Annotated in this window: 18 protein-coding genes and 1 tRNA gene; 13 read left to right on the forward strand and 6 right to left on the reverse strand. The window is 68.1% G+C overall.

Going from position 1 to position 17,132, the window contains the following annotated elements:
- The first annotated feature begins 31 nt into the window (after positions 1–31).
- A complete protein-coding gene (locus tag ABD255_RS33330; protein WP_344220793.1) occupies positions 32–586 on the forward strand; it encodes a hypothetical protein in 555 nt (184 codons plus the stop codon).
- A 106-nt stretch (positions 587–692) separates the two neighbouring features.
- Here ABD255_RS33330 and ABD255_RS33335 read toward each other — a convergent pair whose 3' ends face one another.
- On the reverse strand, positions 693–1,157 hold the full coding sequence (locus ABD255_RS33335) for a cupin domain-containing protein (RefSeq protein WP_344220794.1): 465 nt from the start codon (positions 1,155–1,157) through the stop codon (positions 693–695).
- A 118-nt stretch (positions 1,158–1,275) separates the two neighbouring features.
- Here ABD255_RS33335 and ABD255_RS33340 point away from each other — a divergent pair, with 118 nt between their 5' ends.
- From ABD255_RS33340 to ABD255_RS33355, 4 genes are all read left to right on the forward strand, one after another.
- Positions 1,276–1,854 carry a hypothetical protein gene (locus ABD255_RS33340; protein ID WP_344220796.1) on the forward strand — a complete coding sequence of 193 codons (579 nt, stop codon included), beginning with the start codon at positions 1,276–1,278 and terminating at the stop codon, positions 1,852–1,854.
- A complete protein-coding gene (locus ABD255_RS33345; protein WP_344220797.1) occupies positions 1,851–2,990 on the forward strand; it encodes a hypothetical protein in 1,140 nt (379 codons plus the stop codon). The genes ABD255_RS33340 and ABD255_RS33345 overlap by 4 nt, the downstream gene beginning before the upstream one ends.
- Before the next feature lie 324 nt (positions 2,991–3,314).
- Entirely contained in the window at positions 3,315–5,192 is a 1,878-nt protein-coding gene (locus ABD255_RS33350; protein ID WP_344220798.1) for a phosphoenolpyruvate carboxykinase (GTP), read from the forward strand.
- A gap of 107 nt (positions 5,193–5,299) precedes the next feature.
- A complete protein-coding gene (locus ABD255_RS33355; RefSeq protein WP_344220799.1) occupies positions 5,300–5,716 on the forward strand; it encodes a PPOX class F420-dependent oxidoreductase in 417 nt (138 codons plus the stop codon).
- Positions 5,717–5,758: 42 nt separating this feature from the next.
- Here ABD255_RS33355 and ABD255_RS33360 read toward each other — a convergent pair whose 3' ends face one another.
- The gene (locus ABD255_RS33360) at positions 5,759–5,986 is read right to left on the reverse strand and encodes a hypothetical protein (RefSeq protein WP_344220800.1); all 228 of its coding nucleotides are present in this window, start codon (positions 5,984–5,986) and stop codon (positions 5,759–5,761) included.
- A gap of 188 nt (positions 5,987–6,174) precedes the next feature.
- Here ABD255_RS33360 and ABD255_RS33365 point away from each other — a divergent pair, with 188 nt between their 5' ends.
- On the forward strand, positions 6,175–7,068 hold the full coding sequence (locus ABD255_RS33365) for an LLM class flavin-dependent oxidoreductase (RefSeq protein WP_344220801.1): 894 nt from the start codon (positions 6,175–6,177) through the stop codon (positions 7,066–7,068).
- On the opposite strand, the gene ABD255_RS33370 is transcribed toward ABD255_RS33365, so the two are convergent.
- Together ABD255_RS33370 and ABD255_RS33375 are read right to left on the reverse strand one after the other, a co-directional pair.
- Positions 7,065–7,778, reverse strand: a complete 714-nt coding sequence (locus tag ABD255_RS33370; RefSeq protein WP_344220802.1) for an HNH endonuclease family protein — start codon at positions 7,776–7,778, stop codon at positions 7,065–7,067. The genes ABD255_RS33365 and ABD255_RS33370 overlap by 4 nt on opposite strands.
- A 257-nt stretch (positions 7,779–8,035) precedes the next feature.
- A tRNA-Ser gene (locus ABD255_RS33375) sits at positions 8,036–8,125 on the reverse strand.
- 320 nt (positions 8,126–8,445) lie between these two features.
- Here ABD255_RS33375 and ABD255_RS33380 point away from each other — a divergent pair.
- From ABD255_RS33380 to ABD255_RS33390, 3 genes are all read left to right on the forward strand, one after another.
- Positions 8,446–9,945 carry an LCP family protein gene (locus ABD255_RS33380; RefSeq protein ID WP_344220803.1) on the forward strand — a complete coding sequence of 500 codons (1,500 nt, stop codon included), beginning with the start codon at positions 8,446–8,448 and terminating at the stop codon, positions 9,943–9,945.
- A 79-nt stretch (positions 9,946–10,024) separates the two neighbouring features.
- Complete coding sequence (locus ABD255_RS33385) at positions 10,025–10,483, forward strand: hypothetical protein (RefSeq protein WP_344220804.1); 459 nt, start codon at positions 10,025–10,027, stop codon at positions 10,481–10,483.
- A gap of 39 nt (positions 10,484–10,522) precedes the next feature.
- Positions 10,523–11,482 (forward strand): acetylxylan esterase, encoded by a 960-nt coding sequence (locus tag ABD255_RS33390; RefSeq protein ID WP_344220805.1) that lies wholly within the window; start codon positions 10,523–10,525, stop codon positions 11,480–11,482.
- 88 nt (positions 11,483–11,570) lie between these two features.
- Here ABD255_RS33390 and ABD255_RS33395 read toward each other — a convergent pair whose 3' ends face one another.
- Positions 11,571–12,437 carry an HIRAN domain-containing protein gene (locus ABD255_RS33395; RefSeq protein WP_344220807.1) on the reverse strand — a complete coding sequence of 289 codons (867 nt, stop codon included), beginning with the start codon at positions 12,435–12,437 and terminating at the stop codon, positions 11,571–11,573.
- Positions 12,438–12,668: 231 nt separating this feature from the next.
- Between ABD255_RS33395 and ilvA the strand changes: the two genes are divergently transcribed.
- The 4 genes from ilvA to ABD255_RS33415 all read left to right on the forward strand — a co-directional run bounded on the left by ilvA (position 12,669) and on the right by ABD255_RS33415 (position 16,456).
- Positions 12,669–13,940: a threonine ammonia-lyase IlvA gene (gene ilvA, locus ABD255_RS33400; RefSeq protein ID WP_344220808.1), complete on the forward strand. Its 1,272-nt coding sequence runs from the start codon at positions 12,669–12,671 to the stop codon at positions 13,938–13,940.
- Between the two features lie 69 nt (positions 13,941–14,009).
- The gene (locus ABD255_RS33405; protein ID WP_344220809.1) at positions 14,010–14,297 is read left to right on the forward strand and encodes a hypothetical protein; all 288 of its coding nucleotides are present in this window, start codon (positions 14,010–14,012) and stop codon (positions 14,295–14,297) included.
- A 75-nt stretch (positions 14,298–14,372) separates the two neighbouring features.
- A complete protein-coding gene (locus tag ABD255_RS33410) occupies positions 14,373–15,785 on the forward strand; it encodes a sensor histidine kinase (RefSeq protein ID WP_344220810.1) in 1,413 nt (470 codons plus the stop codon).
- On the forward strand, positions 15,782–16,456 hold the full coding sequence (locus tag ABD255_RS33415) for a response regulator transcription factor (RefSeq protein ID WP_344220811.1): 675 nt from the start codon (positions 15,782–15,784) through the stop codon (positions 16,454–16,456). Before ABD255_RS33410 ends, ABD255_RS33415 begins: the two co-directional genes overlap by 4 nt.
- A gap of 3 nt (positions 16,457–16,459) precedes the next feature.
- Here ABD255_RS33415 and ABD255_RS33420 read toward each other — a convergent pair whose 3' ends face one another.
- Positions 16,460–17,098: a hypothetical protein gene (locus ABD255_RS33420; RefSeq protein ID WP_344220812.1), complete on the reverse strand. Its 639-nt coding sequence runs from the start codon at positions 17,096–17,098 to the stop codon at positions 16,460–16,462.
- Positions 17,099–17,132 lie beyond the last annotated feature (34 nt).

Raw genomic sequence — 17,132 nt, forward strand, 5'->3', positions numbered from 1 at the left:
GTGGGAGGGGGTGGGGGAATAGCATCCGGGGATGGGTATTGAGGAGTTGTTGGGTGGGCGGGATTTGGGGGATGTGAAGAAGGCGGTCGGGTTTGTGATGGAGAACTCGGACGACTTCGAGAAGGTGCTGAAGCTGGTGAGGGGGTTGCCGGATGATGCGTTGGGGCTGGTTGGGCAACTGCCTGAGTTGTTGAAGACGATCGGGTCTGGGTTGGCGGAGGCTGGGGAGCAGGCGGCCAAGGCGGCGGGGGCGTTGGTTGGGGATGATGGGGAGGGCGGCGCTCGGCGGGCGTTGTCGGGGAGTGCCGAGACTATGAACTCGGCCAAGGACAAGCTCAAGGATGCTGCGGGGATGTTGGCGGGGCTGGCGGGTGAGTTGGACAAGATTCCCGGGATCGGGGATGCGGCGGCCAAGCGGCTGAATGATGGCAGCGGGACGATCGGTGGGGTGGCGTCCGAGGTCGAGAGCTTGGCGGGGAATCTGCAGGATCTTTCGGGGATTCTGGCTAGCGTCGGGGAGGCATTGGCTGGGCTTGGTACCAAGCTGTCCGAGTCTGGTGGGTCGGTGAAGAGCCTTCTCAGTTGAGGCCGGGAGAGCTGAGTCAGGCCGCGGACGGCCGAAGCCCGGCGCCCGGACGCCGGGCGGTCACGCCGACTGGAGTGGCTTGATGAAGTCCAGCACGTCGCGGCCGTCAGGTGAAGGTTGCCGGGGTGGTTTGTTGTTGGGCTCGGAGAGCAGTGAGGAGCGCAGGAGTGATCTCCTCGCCGGCGGCTGAGGCTTCAGCTACGGCTCGGAAGTAGGTTTCGTAGCCTGCGGGGGTGAAGAGGGTGGTCAGGGTGGCCGGTTCCGCGGTGGTGTTGCGGTAGCCGTGGGGTTGGCCGCGTGGGACTGAGACCGAGCCGCCCGCGCCAACTGCCAGTACTCCGTCCGCCGTGTCGAAGGTGACCTCGCCGGCCGTGATGAGGAAGTACTCCTCGTGCCCGTGGTGGATGTGCGGCGTGGCTCCGAGGGCGCCGGCGGGGAGGATCGAGTCCACCACCGAGAGCGCGCCGCCCGTCTGGTCGCCTGAGATTCGCACGGTGAAGACGCCGAAAGGCAACTCCAGTACTTCGCCCTCGCCGGGCGCGCCGATCACGATGTCGGGGAAGGCTGTCATCGGCGCAGCATAGGCAGGAACCAGGACCAGTCGGCCTTCGTCAAAGCCGCCATGCCTGGACACGCCGGGCACCACAAACCCGGTGAGGGAGGACCTCTGCGTGGCTAGGGTCGCGGGCATGGCGAGCCGATTGATACGGAGTACTGGGATCGCCGCCGGCATCGCCGCGGTCGCGGGGCTGGGGATCGGGTACGCCGCCGGGGATCCGGTCAGGCCGACCGACATCGTCCAGCCGCGCAAGCTCCCCGCGGATCTGTGCGACCGGCTCGGGGACGTCTCCCTGTTGTTGCCCAAAGCCACCAACCTGCCGTGGCAGCGAACCGGCAACACCGAGGTGGTTTGCTCGGTCGGCGTCCGGAGCCAGGCGCAGCCGACCTTCACGGCGGCGGCTCTCAAGGTCCGGATCACCCCGTACGGCGGCCGCGCGGCGGGCGCTGGGCAGCCACCGTTCACCCCGGCCGAGATGGCCAAGCAGGCGTACGACCGCAAGCCCTGGGAAGTGCTGCCGGACCGGCCGTACCCGACCAGGATCGCGAAGAGCACCGAGGCGGGTGGGCAGAGCTGGCGGGTCTCCGTGATGGTGGTCCGCGCCGACCTGGTCGTCCAGGTGGACTACGAGGCGCACCCGATCACCGAGGCGGCGGCGCAGCAAGGCGCCCTGGTGCTGGCCGACCGGGCGATCTGGGAGGCCAAGTGAGCCAGGTGAACAGCACTCCACAGCTCCAGGGGTACGAGCTCGACCAGCGGTTGCTGGAGCACCCCCTGGCGGAGATCTGGCGCGGTCGGTCGTTCACCGGGATGGAGGTGGTCGCGCTCGTGCTCAGCGAGAGCGGAGCGGCTGACCCTCAAGTAAGGGACCGGCTCGACCAGGCCAGCCGTGGCGCGGCACTGGAGCCAGGAGAGCAGCAGACTCCGCTGTGGGCGGCCAACCTGTCAGCGGACCGCCCGTACGCGATCACCCAGCTGATACCGGGCCAGTCCGGCGCCGAGCGGCTGCTGGATCCACTGGACGGCCTGCTGGGAAACGACGAGGAGTCACTCAGCGCCGTGCGGAGCCAGCTGGCGCAGTACGGCGCCGCACCGCTCAACCAAGCCCAGCAAAAGCCCCCGAGCAAGGTCGAAGTAGCCCGGGAGTACCGCCACAAGCTGGGCCGGTGGACCTACCTGGTAGCCGCGATCGGAGTACTGATTGTCTTCACCGCCCTGTACTCCGTAGGCGCGGCGATCGGCAGCTCCATCAAGGACCAACGCCCAGCAGGTCCCCCCATCGCCACAGCAGTCAGCCCCTCTCCCCTACCGTCCCCAGGCCTGCTCCCAGGAGTCCCGAAGCCGAGAACAGCTCCCTACCTCCCGCCAGTCACCACTACCGGCCTGGTCGGTGCGACCTACCCCACCGGAGCAGACGTCCAGGTGGTCGACGGCCTGAGCCTGCCGTTCGCCTTCGGCTGGCCCCGCCCGCCGCACAAGGTAGAGCTGGGCGAATCGTCCACCATGATCTACCGGCGGGTGCTGACCGAAGCGAAGCCCACCGACTCCGCCCTGGACGCACGGATCGCGCTGCGCCCGTGCCGCGACCTGGCAGCCTGCCTGGCCGGCCGGGCCCAGTTCGACAAGGAGTGGACGGACAGCTTCAAGACGCCGGTACCGGCGTCGGCCAAGGACGCCCGAACCTGGCTGACCGTCCAGAAAGGCCCGCGGTACACGCTGACGATGACGCGCGCGTACACCAGCGCAGGCCGGTCCTGGCTCGTCGGCGTGACCCTGACCGGCGCCCCCGGCGAGGAGCCGGCGATCGAGCGGGTTCTGAACGACATCTGGCGCCAGACGCAGTAGATCCGCCTGAGCAGACCACCCGAAGTCCGGAATCCGGCCGCGCGATCCTCGCGCGGCCGGTCTTTTTGCTGGGAAAGCCCTTGTCGGCGAAATTCTGTGACGGTCCTCACGTCTTACCGGTTCTCAGCACACCACCGAGTCGCGTAACGTTAGTACCACTTGCACACTGGTATACGCCCACTGGCCGCACTGGTATGCGACAGATCACACACCGCCAGCAGCTGAATCGAACCGCCGGAGACCCCGGCGGCCGACGTCGTACCCCCTCAGCGTCGAGGGACGGGACCGCCGTCGGGACCGATCGCGAGAGGGAATGAGCCGCCGATGACGACAACCGCCAGCCCTGCCCATACCGGAGATGCCCTCAGCGCCGAGGCCGCCGCAGCCACCCCGACGACCTACGACCTGAGCGACGCCCCGACTGAGCACGCAGGCTTGCTGGCCTGGGTCGCCGAGATCGCCGCGCTCACCCAGCCGGACCGGATCCACTGGGTCGACGGTTCGGACGCGGAGTACGCCACGCTGACCGACGAACTGATCGCCGGCGGCACCCTGGTCCGGCTGAACGACGAGAAGAAGCCGAACTCGTTCTGGGCCCGCACCGACCCGTCCGACGTCGCGCGGGTCGAGCAGCGCACCTTCATCTGTTCGGTCGACGAGGCCGACGCCGGTCCGACCAACAACTGGATGGACCCGGCCGAGATGAAGGCCCTGATGACGGACCTCTACCGCGGCAGCATGCGCGGCCGGACCCTGTACGTCGTGCCGTTCTGCATGGGCCCGCTGACCGCCGAGAAGCCGATGTTCGGGGTCGAGATCACCGACTCGGCGTATGTGGTCGCCTCGATGCGGATCATGGCGCGCACCGGGTCCGAAGTACTGGCGAAGATGGGCACCGACGCGAAGTACGTGCCCTGTCTGCACTCCGTCGGCGCGCCGCTGGAGCCGGGGCAGAAGGACGTCCCGTGGCCGTGCAACGACGAGAAGTACATCGTCCAGTTCCCCGAGGAGCGGACCATCTGGTCCTACGGCTCGGGCTACGGCGGCAACTCGCTGCTGGGCAAGAAGTGCTACTCGCTGCGGATCGCCTCGGCGATGGCCCGCGACGAGGGCTGGCTGGCCGAGCACATGCTGATCCTGAAGCTGATCTCGCCGGAGAAGAAGGTCCACTACATCGCGGCCGCGTTCCCGAGCGCCTGCGGCAAGACCAACCTGGCGATGCTCGACCCGACCCTGGAGGGCTGGGAGGTCGAGACGCTGGGTGACGACATCGCCTGGATGCGCTTCGGCGAGGACGGCCGCCTGTACGCCGTGAACCCCGAGTTCGGGCTGTTCGGCGTCGCCCCCGGCACCGGCTGGAAGACCAACCCGAACGCGATGCGCACGATCGAGAAGGGCAACTCGGTCTTCACCAACGTGGCGCTGACCGACGACGGTGACGTCTGGTGGGAGGGCTACTCGCAGACCCCGCCGAACCACCTGACCGACTGGAAGGGCCGCGACTGGACGCCGGAGTCCGGCGAACTGTCGAGCCACCCGAACAGCCGGTTCTGCACCCCGATCAAGCAGTGCCCGATCATCGCCGACGAGTACGAGGACCCGAACGGCGTACCGATCTCGGCGATCCTCTTCGGTGGCCGCCGGGCGACGACGGTGCCGCTGGTGACCGAGGCGCGCGACTGGGACCACGGTGTGTTCATGGGCGCGACGCTGTCGTCGGAGACCACCGCGGCCGCGGTCGGCGAGGTCGGCGTGGTCCGGCGCGACCCGATGGCGATGCTGCCGTTCATCGGCTACAACGCCGGCGACTACCTGAACCACTGGATCACCGTCGGCAAGGACAACGACGCGGCCAAGCTGCCGAAGATCTTCTACGTGAACTGGTTCCGCAAGGACGAGGCCGGCAAGTTCGTCTGGCCGGGCTTCAGCGAGAACGGCCGGGTGCTCAAGTGGGTGATCGAGCGGCTCGAGGGCACGACGGCCGCGGTCGAGACCCCGATCGGGCACGTCCCGACCACCGACGCGATCGACGTCAGCGGGCTGGACCTCAGCCCGGAGGCGCTGCAGGTGGCGCTGAACGTCGACGCCGAGGAGTGGAAGGCCGAGATCCCGCTCATCGAGGAGTGGTTCGCGAAGCTCGGCGACAAGGTGCCGACCGCGCTGAAGCTCGAACTGGACAGCCTGAAGGCACGCCTCGGCTGACCCCGTACTCCGGCGGCTGACCCGGAAGCCAGCCCGTCGGACTGCAAACGAAGCGCCCCGGTCCCAGACCGGGGCGCTTCGCTGTGTCGCGGGGTTAGGTTGACCGGATGGAGATCCCCGAGAGTGTGCGGACCGTGCTCGCGTCGGACGCGCTGGCGCATCTGGTCACGATCAACCCCGACGGCACCCCGCAGGTGTCGGTGGTCTGGGTCGGGCTCGACGGCGACGAGATCGTCGCGGGGCACGTCCCGGAGAGCCGGAAGGTCAAGAACGTCCGGCGCGACGGCCGGGTGGCGCTGTCGATCGAGACGAAGAACCAGAACGAGATGGGCCTGGTCGAGTACGTGGTGATCAAGGGGACGGCCCGGATCACCGAAGGCGGTGCGGTGGAACTCCTCCGGGAGTTGGCGAAGACCTACATCGGCCCGGACGCGGAGTTCCTGCCCGGTGAGGGCCTGCCGGCCGGCTACATCACCCGAATCACGGTCGACCGGATCTCAGGAGTCGGCCCCTGGGCTTCCTGACCTCCCGTACTGCGTACCGCCGGCGCGCGCCAGCGGACCGTCTCAGTTGTTCGGGCCGAGGCGTTCCACCGGGATCCGGCGGGTGAGTTCGTTGCCGGTGGCGTCGGTGTACTGGATCAGGGCGATCCAGCCGTCCGCGCAGTGCAGCCGGCCGATCAGCCAGGCCGGGCGCCAGTCGTCGTCCACCAGAGCGACGACGTGCGCGGGTAGAGCGAGACCCAGGATCGACCGGAGATCGTAGGCCGACGGCCGGACCATGAAGTCCGTCACCACCACCACATCCTTTCGCGAGGCCACTGGCGGCAATACCGGCTTCCGTACCGCGGCCTCACGAACCCGGGCGTTGCGACAGTACCCACGCGACCGCCGGCCCCGCCGCACTCGGCGCATCGCGATGTCGCTTCGGAAGCGTTACGAAATGCCCTGCGCGAAGGGAATCGGGAGATTAGGTTGGGCGGATGAAGATTGGCGTGATGCTCCCGGTCGGCGGCACCGACGGTCCCGAAGGCCAGTTCCCGACCTGGAGTGACACCCGCCGGATGGCGGAGGCGGCTGAGGAGTCCGGACTGGACTCGGTCTGGCTCGCCGACCACTTCTTCTACCGCGCCCCCGACGGTACGACGTACGGGATGCACGAGGCGTGGACCCTGCTCAGCGCGGTCGCCGCGGTGACGGACCGGGTGGAGCTCGGCACGATGGTGCTCTGCGCGTCGTTCCGCGATCCGGGGCTGACGGCGAAGATGGCGGCGACGATCGACGAGGTGTCCGGCGGGCGCCTGGTCCTCGGGGTCGGCGCGGGCTGGCACGACCCGGAGTACGAGGCCTTCGGCTTGCCGACCGATCACCGGGTCGGGCGGTTCGCGGAGTGGCTGGAGATCGTGGCGCGGCTGGTCCGGAGCGAGACGGTCAGCCTGGACGGGAGGTATCACCAGGTGCGGGACGCAGTACTGGTTCCGGCGCCGAAGCGGCAGATCCCGATCCTGGTGGCATCGTTCCGGCCGCGCATGCTGGAGCTCACGGCGAAGTGGGCCGACTCCTGGAACACCGCTTGGTTCGGCGCACCCAACGACGAGCTCGACCAGCGTCTCGGCTCGATCACCGATGCCCTGGCCGCGGCCGGTCGCCCGGACGACGAGGTCAGCCGGACGGTCGGAATCACCGTCCGGGACCCCGACCAGCCGCCTGTCGCGGAACCGGAGGCCAACGCCATCGAGGGCACGGTCGCCGAACTGGCCGAGACCATCAGGTCGTACGAGTCCCGCGGAGTGGAGCACCTGATCGCCGGTCTCGAGCCGAACACCACTCGATCCGTGGCGCGCCTGGCCGAGGCCAAGAAGCTCGCCGCCGGCTAGCAGGTTCGGGCGATGACCTTCGCGCTCTGTTGATCGTCACGGGTGATCGGCAGGTCGTACTTGTTGGCGACGTGCAGGTACCGCAGTACGTAGGTGCAGCGGTAGGCCTTGTTGATGGGCAGCCACTCTCCCGGGCCTTGGTCGGACTTGCTCGCGTTGGCGGAGCCGTCGACGGCCAGGAGGTTGTCGGTGAGGTCATTGGCGAAGTCCACTCGGCGCTGCAACGGCCAGTTGGAGGCGCCGAGATCCCATGCGCGGGCCAGCGGATAGATATGGTCGATCTGCACCTTGCTCGCCTCGGCTTTGCGGAACTGCACCTGTTTGCCGGTGTAGGGCTCCAGCAGTTGGCCACTGAGCACCACACACTGCTTGCGACCGGCCTTGTACGTGACCTGGGCCAACTGCCGGCTGAGCACGTTGTTGCGGGTGTCACAACCGTCGTGACCGCCTGGGCCGTTGTGGTTGTCCGACCAGGCAGGGCCGAAGGAACAAGCCTCGGCCTTGCCGCAGCCGCGGTCGTAGCCGCGAGCCGATTTCCGGCCGGCCACCACCTGCAGGGTGGCCAGTTCCGCGGTGATCGAACCGGCTGGGGCGGGCGAGGGCGAGGGGTTCTGCTGGGCTGCGACGTCGCGGACGAATCCGCAGCCGGGGGCCAGCAGCAAGATCAGCGGAAGTACGGCGAAGGAGCGGCGGCGGACGGACAGCGGCAAGAGGTTTCTCCAGGGGCGCTCACGGATCGATGCGGCGGCGCGCCGGTCGTGCGGGCGGCACCGCAGTGCACCGTAGACGGCGGCGGGCCGCCGACCGCGGTACGACGCGGCCCAGAACGCGGGCAAACCCGAAGGTCCCGGAGAAGGAACGCGGGCAAGCCGAAAGGTCCCGGAGAAGGGACGCGGGCAAACCCGAAAGGTCCCGAGAAGCACGAAAGCCGTCAGGCGCTTGCGGCGCTTGACGGCTTTCTTTACTGCGGAGGCGGGGGGATTTGAACCCCCGAGAGGGGATTACCCTCAACCCGCTTAGCAGGCGGGCGCCATCGACCGGACTAGGCGACGCCTCCTCCGAGGAGTCCCCTGGAGGACTCGACGACGGCCAAGACTATCCGGAGACACGGCCCGACGGCAAAGCGGGGCCTGCTCGGCTTGGCAACCGGCTCCGGTCCCCCTGTAACCTGGCGGAATCGACGGGGGTCGTAACGTCACGTCAACCAAGGAGGCCGTGCCGGCGTCTGAAGTACTGAGGACCGTTGTCTGACGGTCCGGCACGCCGTCACGTCGTCGATCAGGGAACGGAGCCATGTCGCGGAGCACGCGCGCAACAGGACGCAGGTCCGCGCCCAAAGCCAGCCGTTCCCGTCACCGCGGTCACCGTGCCCCCTCCGTGTCGAGGGGCCTCGGCCTGACCCTGGTCAGCACCCTGATCCCCGGCCTCGGTTTCGTCCTGGGCGGCCGTAAGAAGCTGGGCGCGTTCGTGATGACGCTCAGTATCGGCCTGCTCCTGATCGTCGCGTTCGTCGGCCTGACCAAGCGCGACTCGATCCTCGCGACCGCGGTCGACCCGAGCCGACTCCTGCTGGCCACCGCCGCCGTCGTGGTGCTCGGCATCCTGTGGATCTGCGTCGTCGTCTCCTCGCACAAACTGCTCCGCCCGATCAGCCTGACCGCGACCGGCCGACTGGCCGGTTCGATGTTCGTCGGGCTGCTCTGCTTCGGCATCGCCGTGCCGACCACCGTCGCCGCGCAGACCGTGCTGGCGCAGCGCGACCTGGTCGGCGGCGTGTTCAAGTCCGAGGACGACTCCAAGAGCGCCACCCGGCCCAAGGTCGAGGACAAGAAGGACCCCTGGGCGAACACCCCGCGGCTGAACCTGCTGCTGCTCGGCGCCGACGACGGCGTCGGCCGGGAGGGCACCCGGACCGACACGGTGATCGTGGCCAGCATCGACACCAAGACCGGCGACACCGCGCTGATGTCGCTCAGCCGGAACTTCATGCGGATGCCGTTCCCGGAGGACTCCCCGCTGCACAAAAAGTTCCCGGACGGCTACTGGGATCCGAACCTCGGCAACGTCGAGCAGCCGGAGTACTACCTGGACTCGATGTACGACAACATCCCACGGACGTACCCCGGCATCCTGGGCGCGTCCGACAACGAGGGCGCCGACGTGATGAAGGTGTCAGTCGGCGAGGCGATGGGCCTCAAGATCGACTACTACATGCAGGTCAACCTCAAGGGCTTCGAGCAGATCATCGACGCGCTCGGCGGGATCACGGTCAACATCAACTACCGGGTCCCGATCGGCGGCGACTACGGCGCCGGACCGGGGTCGAACAGCGAGCGCAAGCCGTCCGGCTACCTGCAGCCCGGCCCGAACCAGAAGCTGAACGGCCACGACGCGCTCTGGTTCGCCCGCGGCCGCTACGGCCTGAGCGACCCGTCCCGGCAGGAGCGGCAGCGCTGCACGATCCACGCGCTGGTGAACAGCGCGAACCCGCAGGCCCTGGTCACGAAGTACCAGCAGATCGCCTCGGCGGGCAAGAAGTTGCTGCGCACCGACATCCCGCAGGAGATCCTGCCCGCGTTCATCGAGCTCGGCCTGAAGGTGAAGAACGCCAGCGTCTCGAACGTCGACCTGGACAAGAGCAAGAACTTCCCGACCGGCAAGAACCCGAACTACGAGGCGATGCGCGAACTGGTCCGGAAGGCGATCGAGCCGAAGGCCAGCAAGCCGGTCGCCTCGACCCCGTCCACCAAGCCGTCGACGTCGACCAGCACGAAGAGGCCGACCACGAAGCCGCCGACCAGCACCAAGCCGCCGGCCGGCACCCCGCAGAACCTGAACGACGCCTGCGCCTACGACCCCGCCCAGACCGGCAACTGACCGATCCTGCCGTCCGCGCCGCCCGGTGCCGATGAGACCCAGGGCTGCTGAGATCCGGGGCCGATGAGATCCTGTGCCGATGCGTACGACGTACCGGATGCGGGCTGGGCGATTCCTCGGGATCGCGGCCGTCGGGTTGATCCTGCTCGGGGTGGCGGCGGTGCTCTGGGCGTTCGGGGTGCCCGGAGCCGTGGTGGCGGTGTTCCTCACCCTGGGCGGGCTGGTCGTGCTCGCCGGGTTGTGGATCCTGGCCCGGCCGCCCGTGCTGCTCAAGCTCGGGCCGGACGACGTCGAGGTCCGTGGCGTCCGGACCGCCTGGACCGACATCACCGCAGTCGAACAGGGCCAGACCACCCAGGGTCAGGCGATCGTGCTGCGGACCAAGAAGGCCGAGCACTCGGTGCTGATCCCGTTGCAGTGGCTGGCTCCGGACCGGGCCGCGAAGCTCGAGGATGATCTCCGGGAGCGGCTGAACGCGGCAAACGGTTACACCATCTGGGACGGCACTGCCGCGGAGCCGGGCGACCCCGCAGAATGAAGCTCATTCGTTTGAGCTGACCAAGGGAGTCCGGAGACCGTGTTGTCGTTCGAGATGTCGTCCGAGGAACTGCTCACCTACACCGGGACCAACCCGCGGCCGGAGGATTTCGACCAGTTCTGGGAGAAGGCGCTGGCCGAACTGGCCGCGACCGACCCGGAGACCGAGTTCGCCGAGGCGACGGACTTCCCGTTGCCGTTCGCGAGGACCGAGCACCTGTACTTCACCGGCACCGGCGGCTACCGGGTGCACGCCAAGGTGATCCGCCCGCACACCGCCGAGGGACCGGCCGTCCTGATGTTCCACGGGTACGGCGGTGAGCAGCCGAAGTGGATCGACCTGCTGCCGTACGCCGCCCGCGGGTTCACCGTCGCCGCCCTGGACGTGCGGGAGCAGGTGGGGTTCCAGACCGAGTCCCAGCAGGCCAACAGCTTCTCCCTGCGCAACCACCTGGTGGAGGGCCTGGACGGTGGCCCGGAGAACCTGCTGTACCGGCACGTGTTCCTGGACACCCGGCGACTCGCGGACATCATCGGCGGGCTGCCCGAGGTGGACGCCGGCCGGATCGGCACCACCGGGTGGAGCCAAGGCGGTGGGCTCAGCCTGGTCTGTGCCGCGCTGACTCCGGAGATCAAGTACACGGCGAGCGTCTTCCCGTTCCTGACTGACTACCAGCGGGCCTGGGAGCTCAACCTCGACAAGAACCCGTACAACGAGATCACCACCTGGTTCAAGAAGCGCGACCCCCGGCACCTTCGTGAGCAGGAGGTGTTCACCACGCTCGGCTACATCGACCTGCAGCACCTAGCCCCGCGGGTCCAGGCCGAGGTAACGCTGTACGTCGGCCTCGAGGACGAGACCTGCCCGCCGTCGACGCAGTACGCGGCGTACAACAAACTGACCGGCACCAAGCAACTCCGCGTCTACCCGGACTTCGGCCACGACGACCTGCCCGGCGCGATGGACGAGATCTTCCAGACGCTCAGCCAGAAGCTCTGACCTCGGCCGGGCAGTCGACCCCCGCAGTAGCCCCGCAGTACTCGCCACCACCTGATTGATTGGTGAGTACTGCGCGGCCGCCTTGGGATCAGTTCGCCTCTTTACCGACCCAGTAGTGCCACGGTGGTGATGCCACTGGAGACCGGGTCAGACCGTCCGGCCAGGTCGCCGGCAGATCGTGACTCCGTGCCGCATACAGGATCACCTCCGATGCTGTCCGGTCGCCGCGGACGGCGACCCGTGCGGCCGTTTCGGCCCGCATGTCCGCCAGGTAGTGGATGGCCGGCAGGAACTCACCGCTGAGGCGAGGACTGAGCCGGCCGACGGGTTCGTCGTCCAGCCGGACCTCCACCACCATCCGGTGCCGCTCGGAGAACCCGTCCTCCTCTTCGACGGCATGCATCGTCCCGTACGCCCAGCACTCGCCCTCCGGCCGGAAGAACGGCGCCAGCACATCCGGATGCACCTCACTACCCGGTACTACGATCCCGCTGCCGGGCGGCAGCAGGTGGTAACTCCCGGGTGGTGGCAGGTTCACCGGGACCAGCATGTGCGGCTGGCCCAGGGCTACTGCGACGCTGGCGTGGAACTCCATGCCCCGGTCGCCCTTGCCCTCCCAATCGGCCGGTTCCCATTCACTCACCCACAAGTGGCAAGGCACCTGCGGTTGCAGGCCCTGCGCCACCAGTTCCGACAACACCGGGTGGTACCGGTGCGCATCGTCCCTCGGCAGGTAGCCGACCACCTTTCCCTGCACCCGAACGGCGATCGAGCGTGGGTCGAAGCGGTTTTGCGGTTCCGGAACGAGATCCGCAGTGGTGTCCAGGTCTGCGCCTCGCGCCGGGATGGGGTCAGGAAACAGGCGACGGATCGCCTGCTCGTGCGGAGCTTCCCGCACCACTTCCTGGCCACACCACAAGGCGTCTCCCCACAGACTGAACGGAATCGATTCCATCTGTGCCCTCCAGTCCCCGTTGACCGGTTTACTCGGCTCATCCCGTCCAGGAGCCTGGCCGTTACACCGAGTGAGCGTATGAGAACTAGACTGCCCACGCCAGAGGCGTTTCACGCATGAAAATGGCACCCCGTTGCGCAACGGTGTCCGTCAGTCCGCACTCTGGACTTAGCGTGTCTTGGGTAGCGAGCAAATCGTTGAGAATCGTGCAGATGCACGGGAAGGAAGCTCATGCAGGGCACTGATTCACTCGCTTCAAACGCGGTAGATGCCGAGCGCATCGAGGCTGCGGTCACCCGCCTCGACGGCATCGCCGTGCGTACTCCGTTGCAGCGGAACCTGCGACTCTCCGCACGCACCGGCGCTGACGTCTGGCTGAAACGGGAGGACCTGCAGATCGGTCGCTCCTACAAGCTCCGCGGCGCCTACAACCTGATCGCGCAACTCGACGACACCTCGAAGAAGGCCGGAGTCGTCTGTGCGAGCGCCGGAAACCACGGACAGGGCCTGGCGTATTCGTGCCACACCCTCGACGTGCACGGCCGCGTTTATGTGCCTCGTACTACGCCCCGCCAGAAGCGCGACCGGATCGCCGCGCTGGGTGGAAGCCAGATCGAGGTCATCGTGACAGGCGACACCTATGACGACGCCGCCGGTGCCGCGCTCGCAGAAGCAACCAGTACTGGCGCGACGCTGGTCCCGGCCTTCGACGACCCCCGAACCGTCGCAGGACAAGGGACCGTGGCTGTCGAACTGGTTGACCAGCTAGGCCACGCTCCCGACGTACTGGTGGTACCTGTCGGTGGTGGCGGGCTGATCGCCGGGGTGGCGACCTGGCTGGCGGCACGGCACCCCGGAGTACGGATCGTTGGTGTGGAGCCTGGTGGAGCGGCAAGCATGGCGGCTGCTTTGGCTGCTGGGAAGCCGGTGACATTGCCGCACCTGGACAGCTTCGTCGACGGTGCGGCTGTTCGCCGGGTCGGCGACGTGACGTTGCCGTTGGTGGCAGCGGCCCGGGTGGAGATGACCTCGGTGCCGGAAGGCCTGGTCTGCTCGGAGATGCTCGAGCTCTACCAGACGGACGGGCTGATCGCTGAGCCCGCAGGAGCCTTGTCCGCGGCGGCTCTCGGCAATGGTGTCGAGGTAAAACCGGGCGAGACGGTCGTCTGCCTGCTGTCGGGCGGGAACAACGACGTCAGCCGCTACGGCGAGATCCTCGAACGATCGCTGGTGCACAAGGGTCTGAAGCACTACTTCCTGGTGACCTTCCCGCAGGAACCGGGCGCGCTGCGGCAATTCCTGGACGACGTCCTCGGGCCGGACGACGACATCACCCTGTTCGAGTACGTGAAGCGCAACAACCGCGAGACGGGCGTGGCGCTGGTCGGCATCGAGATGGGCCGGCCGACCGACCTGTCCGGGCTGCTCGACCGGATGGAGGCCGCACCGCTGGACATCGAGCGGATCAAGCCCGACTCGGCGGAGTTCCGGTACCTGATCTGAGCGGTCGCAGATGAGAAATCTGTAATGTTCGGCTCATGCGGTTCTCGGATGGGATCGCAGAGTGTGAGTATGCGATCTCCGCGCCTGATCTACCTGGCTGTTGCCGTGGTCCTGGCCGTGGCCGGCTTCGTGCTGGCCCAGTACCTGGCGGATCGCTCGGCGCCGGGCCTCGGCGACACGGTCGTCGTACCGGCCGGCTCGACCGCCTCCCCCGGTACTACGACGCCGCCGACGGCCGGTCCGCCGGGCGCGGATCCGGTCACACCGGCGACTCCGCGGACCGCGGGTGACGACGACGATCGCGATGACGACGGGATCGACGACGACCTCGACGACGACGTGGACGGCGATGACTGATCCTCGGCTCGGTCGGTGGCCTGGTCGGCGGCTCGGTCGGCGGCTCGGCAGGGGGCCCGGTCGTTGGCTCGGTTGGTGGTTCGGCTGAGGCGGCCGGTGGTCAGTGCGCGGTTGCGCATCATCGGCTGGATGCTCGGCGTGCTCGCGCTGGCGCTGACCACCGTGGTGTTCCTGACCTGGCAGGTCCTCGCGGCCCGGTCCGACTCCGCCGCCGACGCGGAACTGACGCACGAGGCAACCAAGTTCCGCGCCTTCGCAGGATCAACGACCGCCGCCGGTTACAACCGGCCCGAGGAACTGCTCGATCGCTGGCTGCAGAGCAACCTGCCGGACAGCTCGGAGGGATTCTTCACGGTCGTGGACGGCCGGGCCTACCACCGCAGCCAGGGATCCCCGCCGGCCCGGCTCGACACCGATGCCGGCTTCGTCGCCCGAGTCGCCGGCGCCACCGAACCGGAGTACGGGTGGATCGGCAGCACCGCGGGCAAGGTCCGGTACGGCGTGATCCCGGTGCGGGTCGGCTCTCAGCCGGTCCGGGCGCAACTGGTCGTGCTGGAGTTCCGCGACGTGATCGCCCAGCCGTTGGAGGACGCGGCGCAGGCACTGGCTGTCATCGGGGCGATCACCTTGGCCCTGGCGGCGGGCGCGTGCTGGCTGGTGACCGGGCGGGTGCTCGCGCCGATCCGGCAGTTGCGCAGTACGGCTGAGCAGATCGGGGAGTCGGATCTGCGCCGGCGGATCGAGGTCGTGGGCAACGACGACGTGGCGCAACTGGCGGGGACGTTCAACACGATGCTGGACCGGCTGGAGGTCGCGTTTCTCGCCCAGCGGGAGTTCGTGGACAACGCCGGGCATGAGCTGCGGACGCCGATCACGGTGATCCGCGGGCATCTGGAGCTGATGGGCGACGATCCGCGCGACCGGGAGGAGACCCGCGCGCTGGTGCTCGACGAGCTGGCCCGGATGAACCGGATGGTCGACGATCTGCTGGTGCTGGCGAAGAGCGAGCGGCCTGATTTCCTCAAGCTGGAGGAGGTCAACCTGACCGAACTGACGGTCGAGGTGATCGCGAAGGCGCGTGGATTGGCGGATCGGGCTTGGGGAGTGGACGAGACTGCCGACGCCACCATCGTCGCCGACGGGCAACGGTTGACCCAGGCGCTGATGCAGTTGGTGGCGAACGCCGTCCGGCATACCACCGCCGGCGACCGCATCGCCGTTGGCTCCCGCGTGGTCGCGGGGGGACGGGCGGTGTTGTGGGTGGCTGATGCTGGTGCCGGGGTGGCGGAGGGGGATCGGGAGCGGATCTTCGAGAGGTTTGCCAGAGGCAACGATCAGGGGCGGACGGACGGGGCGGGGCTGGGGCTGGCGATTGTGCGGTCGATCGCGCGGGCGCATGGTGGGGAGGTCCGGCTGGCCAGGCAGGACGGTCCGGGGGCGCGGTTCGAGCTGGAGTTGCCGATGGCGGACGAGGAGGTGCGGGGATGAACAGGATCCTGATCGCCGAGGACCAGGAGCGGATCGCGTCGTTCGTCGAGCGTGGTCTGCGGAGCAACGGGTTCGTGACGACGGTGGTGTCGGACGGCGAAACCGCCTATCAGGAAGGCGTCAGCGGCGCCTATGACCTGCTGCTGCTCGACATCGGGCTGCCCAGGGTGGACGGATTCACCGTACTGCGACGTCTGCGCGAGGCTCGGGTGACGATGCCCGTGGTGATTTTGACTGCTCGGGACAGCGTTCGGGACACTGTCGCCGGGCTGGAGAGCGGCGCCGACGACTACATCGCCAAGCCGTTCGCCTTCGAGGAACTGCTGGCTCGGGTCCGGTTGCGGCTTCGTAGTGACGGATCGGGGACGGCTGACGCCAGCGTGCTGCAGGTTGGCGACATGAGCCTTGATCTGCGGACCCGGCGGGCTCTGGTGGACGGCCAGACGGTCGATCTCACCGCCCGCGAGTTCCTCCTGGCCGAGGTCTTCTGCCGTCACCCCGACCAGGTTCTGTCCCGCGAGCAACTTCTCTCCCAGGTGTGGGGGTTCGACTTCGACCCAGGATCCAATGTGGTGGATGTCTACATCCGCTATCTGCGCCGCAAACTAGGCCAGGACCGGATCCAGACCGTCCGCGGCATGGGCTACCGCCTCCGCCCGACCCAGCACTGAGCGTCAGCGCCGGGGCGGGGTGTCGCGGTGGTCTTGGCGATCGTCCAACGGTTGGCCGTCGCGGTGGGATTCGTCGATGGGTTGGTCGTCTTGGTGGGAGCCGTAGAGCGGCTGGCCGTCGCGTTGGGGGCCGTCCAGAGGCTGTTCGTCGGTGGCGCCTGCCATCGGTCGCTGGTCCGGGGCACCGTCGGGGTCGGACTTGCCGCCCCAGGAGGCCGTGTGCGCCGAACTGTCGGAGGTCCGGTGGGCGCGGGACTCGTCGGCGGCGCGGTCGACTCGTTCGCGCCGATCCGGATCGATCGCTTCAGCCCGCGTCAGGTGCTCGTTCGTCTCCACACGAGCCTGTTCGGCCGCCTGCTGGCGCTCAGCGGCACCGGCGTTGAGCCGGCGCGCTTCAGCGGCCTTCTCGTCGGCGAGGGCCTGCGCCTGCCGCGCACGTGCCTCGACCTCGTCGGCGGCCGCCTGCTGCTTCTCCGCGTGGACAGCGGACTGTCTGGCCTGCTGCTGATGGTCGTGAGCCTCTTGCCGGTCGTGTTCGGCCTGCCGCACCTTGCTCTTCTTGGCTGAGCCGGCGATCAGTGCCACCACGAACAACAGGATCACCAGACCCACGACGATCCACACGATGGTCATTCCGTCCATCGCTCCTCCTAGGATTGATGTTCGGTGCCCCGGT

Source organism: Kribbella sancticallisti (assembly GCF_039530625.1).
Taxonomy (GTDB): Bacteria; Actinomycetota; Actinomycetes; order Propionibacteriales; family Kribbellaceae; genus Kribbella; species Kribbella sancticallisti.

Excerpts from the sequence above, each read along its gene's own strand:
- ABD255_RS33330 (WP_344220793.1), top strand. The coding sequence starts at position 32 with ATGGGTATTGAGGAGTTGTTGGGTGGGCGGGATTTGGGGGATGTGAAG.
- ABD255_RS33335 (WP_344220794.1), bottom strand. The coding sequence starts at position 1,157 with ATGACAGCCTTCCCCGACATCGTGATCGGCGCGCCCGGCGAGGGCGAA.
- ABD255_RS33340 (WP_344220796.1), top strand. The coding sequence starts at position 1,276 with ATGGCGAGCCGATTGATACGGAGTACTGGGATCGCCGCCGGCATCGCC.
- ABD255_RS33350 (WP_344220798.1), top strand. The coding sequence starts at position 3,315 with ATGACGACAACCGCCAGCCCTGCCCATACCGGAGATGCCCTCAGCGCC.
- ABD255_RS33355 (WP_344220799.1), top strand. The coding sequence starts at position 5,300 with ATGGAGATCCCCGAGAGTGTGCGGACCGTGCTCGCGTCGGACGCGCTG.
- ABD255_RS33365 (WP_344220801.1), top strand. The coding sequence starts at position 6,175 with ATGAAGATTGGCGTGATGCTCCCGGTCGGCGGCACCGACGGTCCCGAA.
- ABD255_RS33385 (WP_344220804.1), top strand. The coding sequence starts at position 10,025 with ATGCGTACGACGTACCGGATGCGGGCTGGGCGATTCCTCGGGATCGCG.
- ABD255_RS33395 (WP_344220807.1), bottom strand. The coding sequence starts at position 12,437 with ATGGAATCGATTCCGTTCAGTCTGTGGGGAGACGCCTTGTGGTGTGGC.
- ilvA (WP_344220808.1), top strand. The coding sequence starts at position 12,669 with ATGCAGGGCACTGATTCACTCGCTTCAAACGCGGTAGATGCCGAGCGC.
- ABD255_RS33405 (WP_344220809.1), top strand. The coding sequence starts at position 14,010 with ATGCGATCTCCGCGCCTGATCTACCTGGCTGTTGCCGTGGTCCTGGCC.
- ABD255_RS33415 (WP_344220811.1), top strand. The coding sequence starts at position 15,782 with ATGAACAGGATCCTGATCGCCGAGGACCAGGAGCGGATCGCGTCGTTC.
- ABD255_RS33420 (WP_344220812.1), bottom strand. The coding sequence starts at position 17,098 with ATGGACGGAATGACCATCGTGTGGATCGTCGTGGGTCTGGTGATCCTG.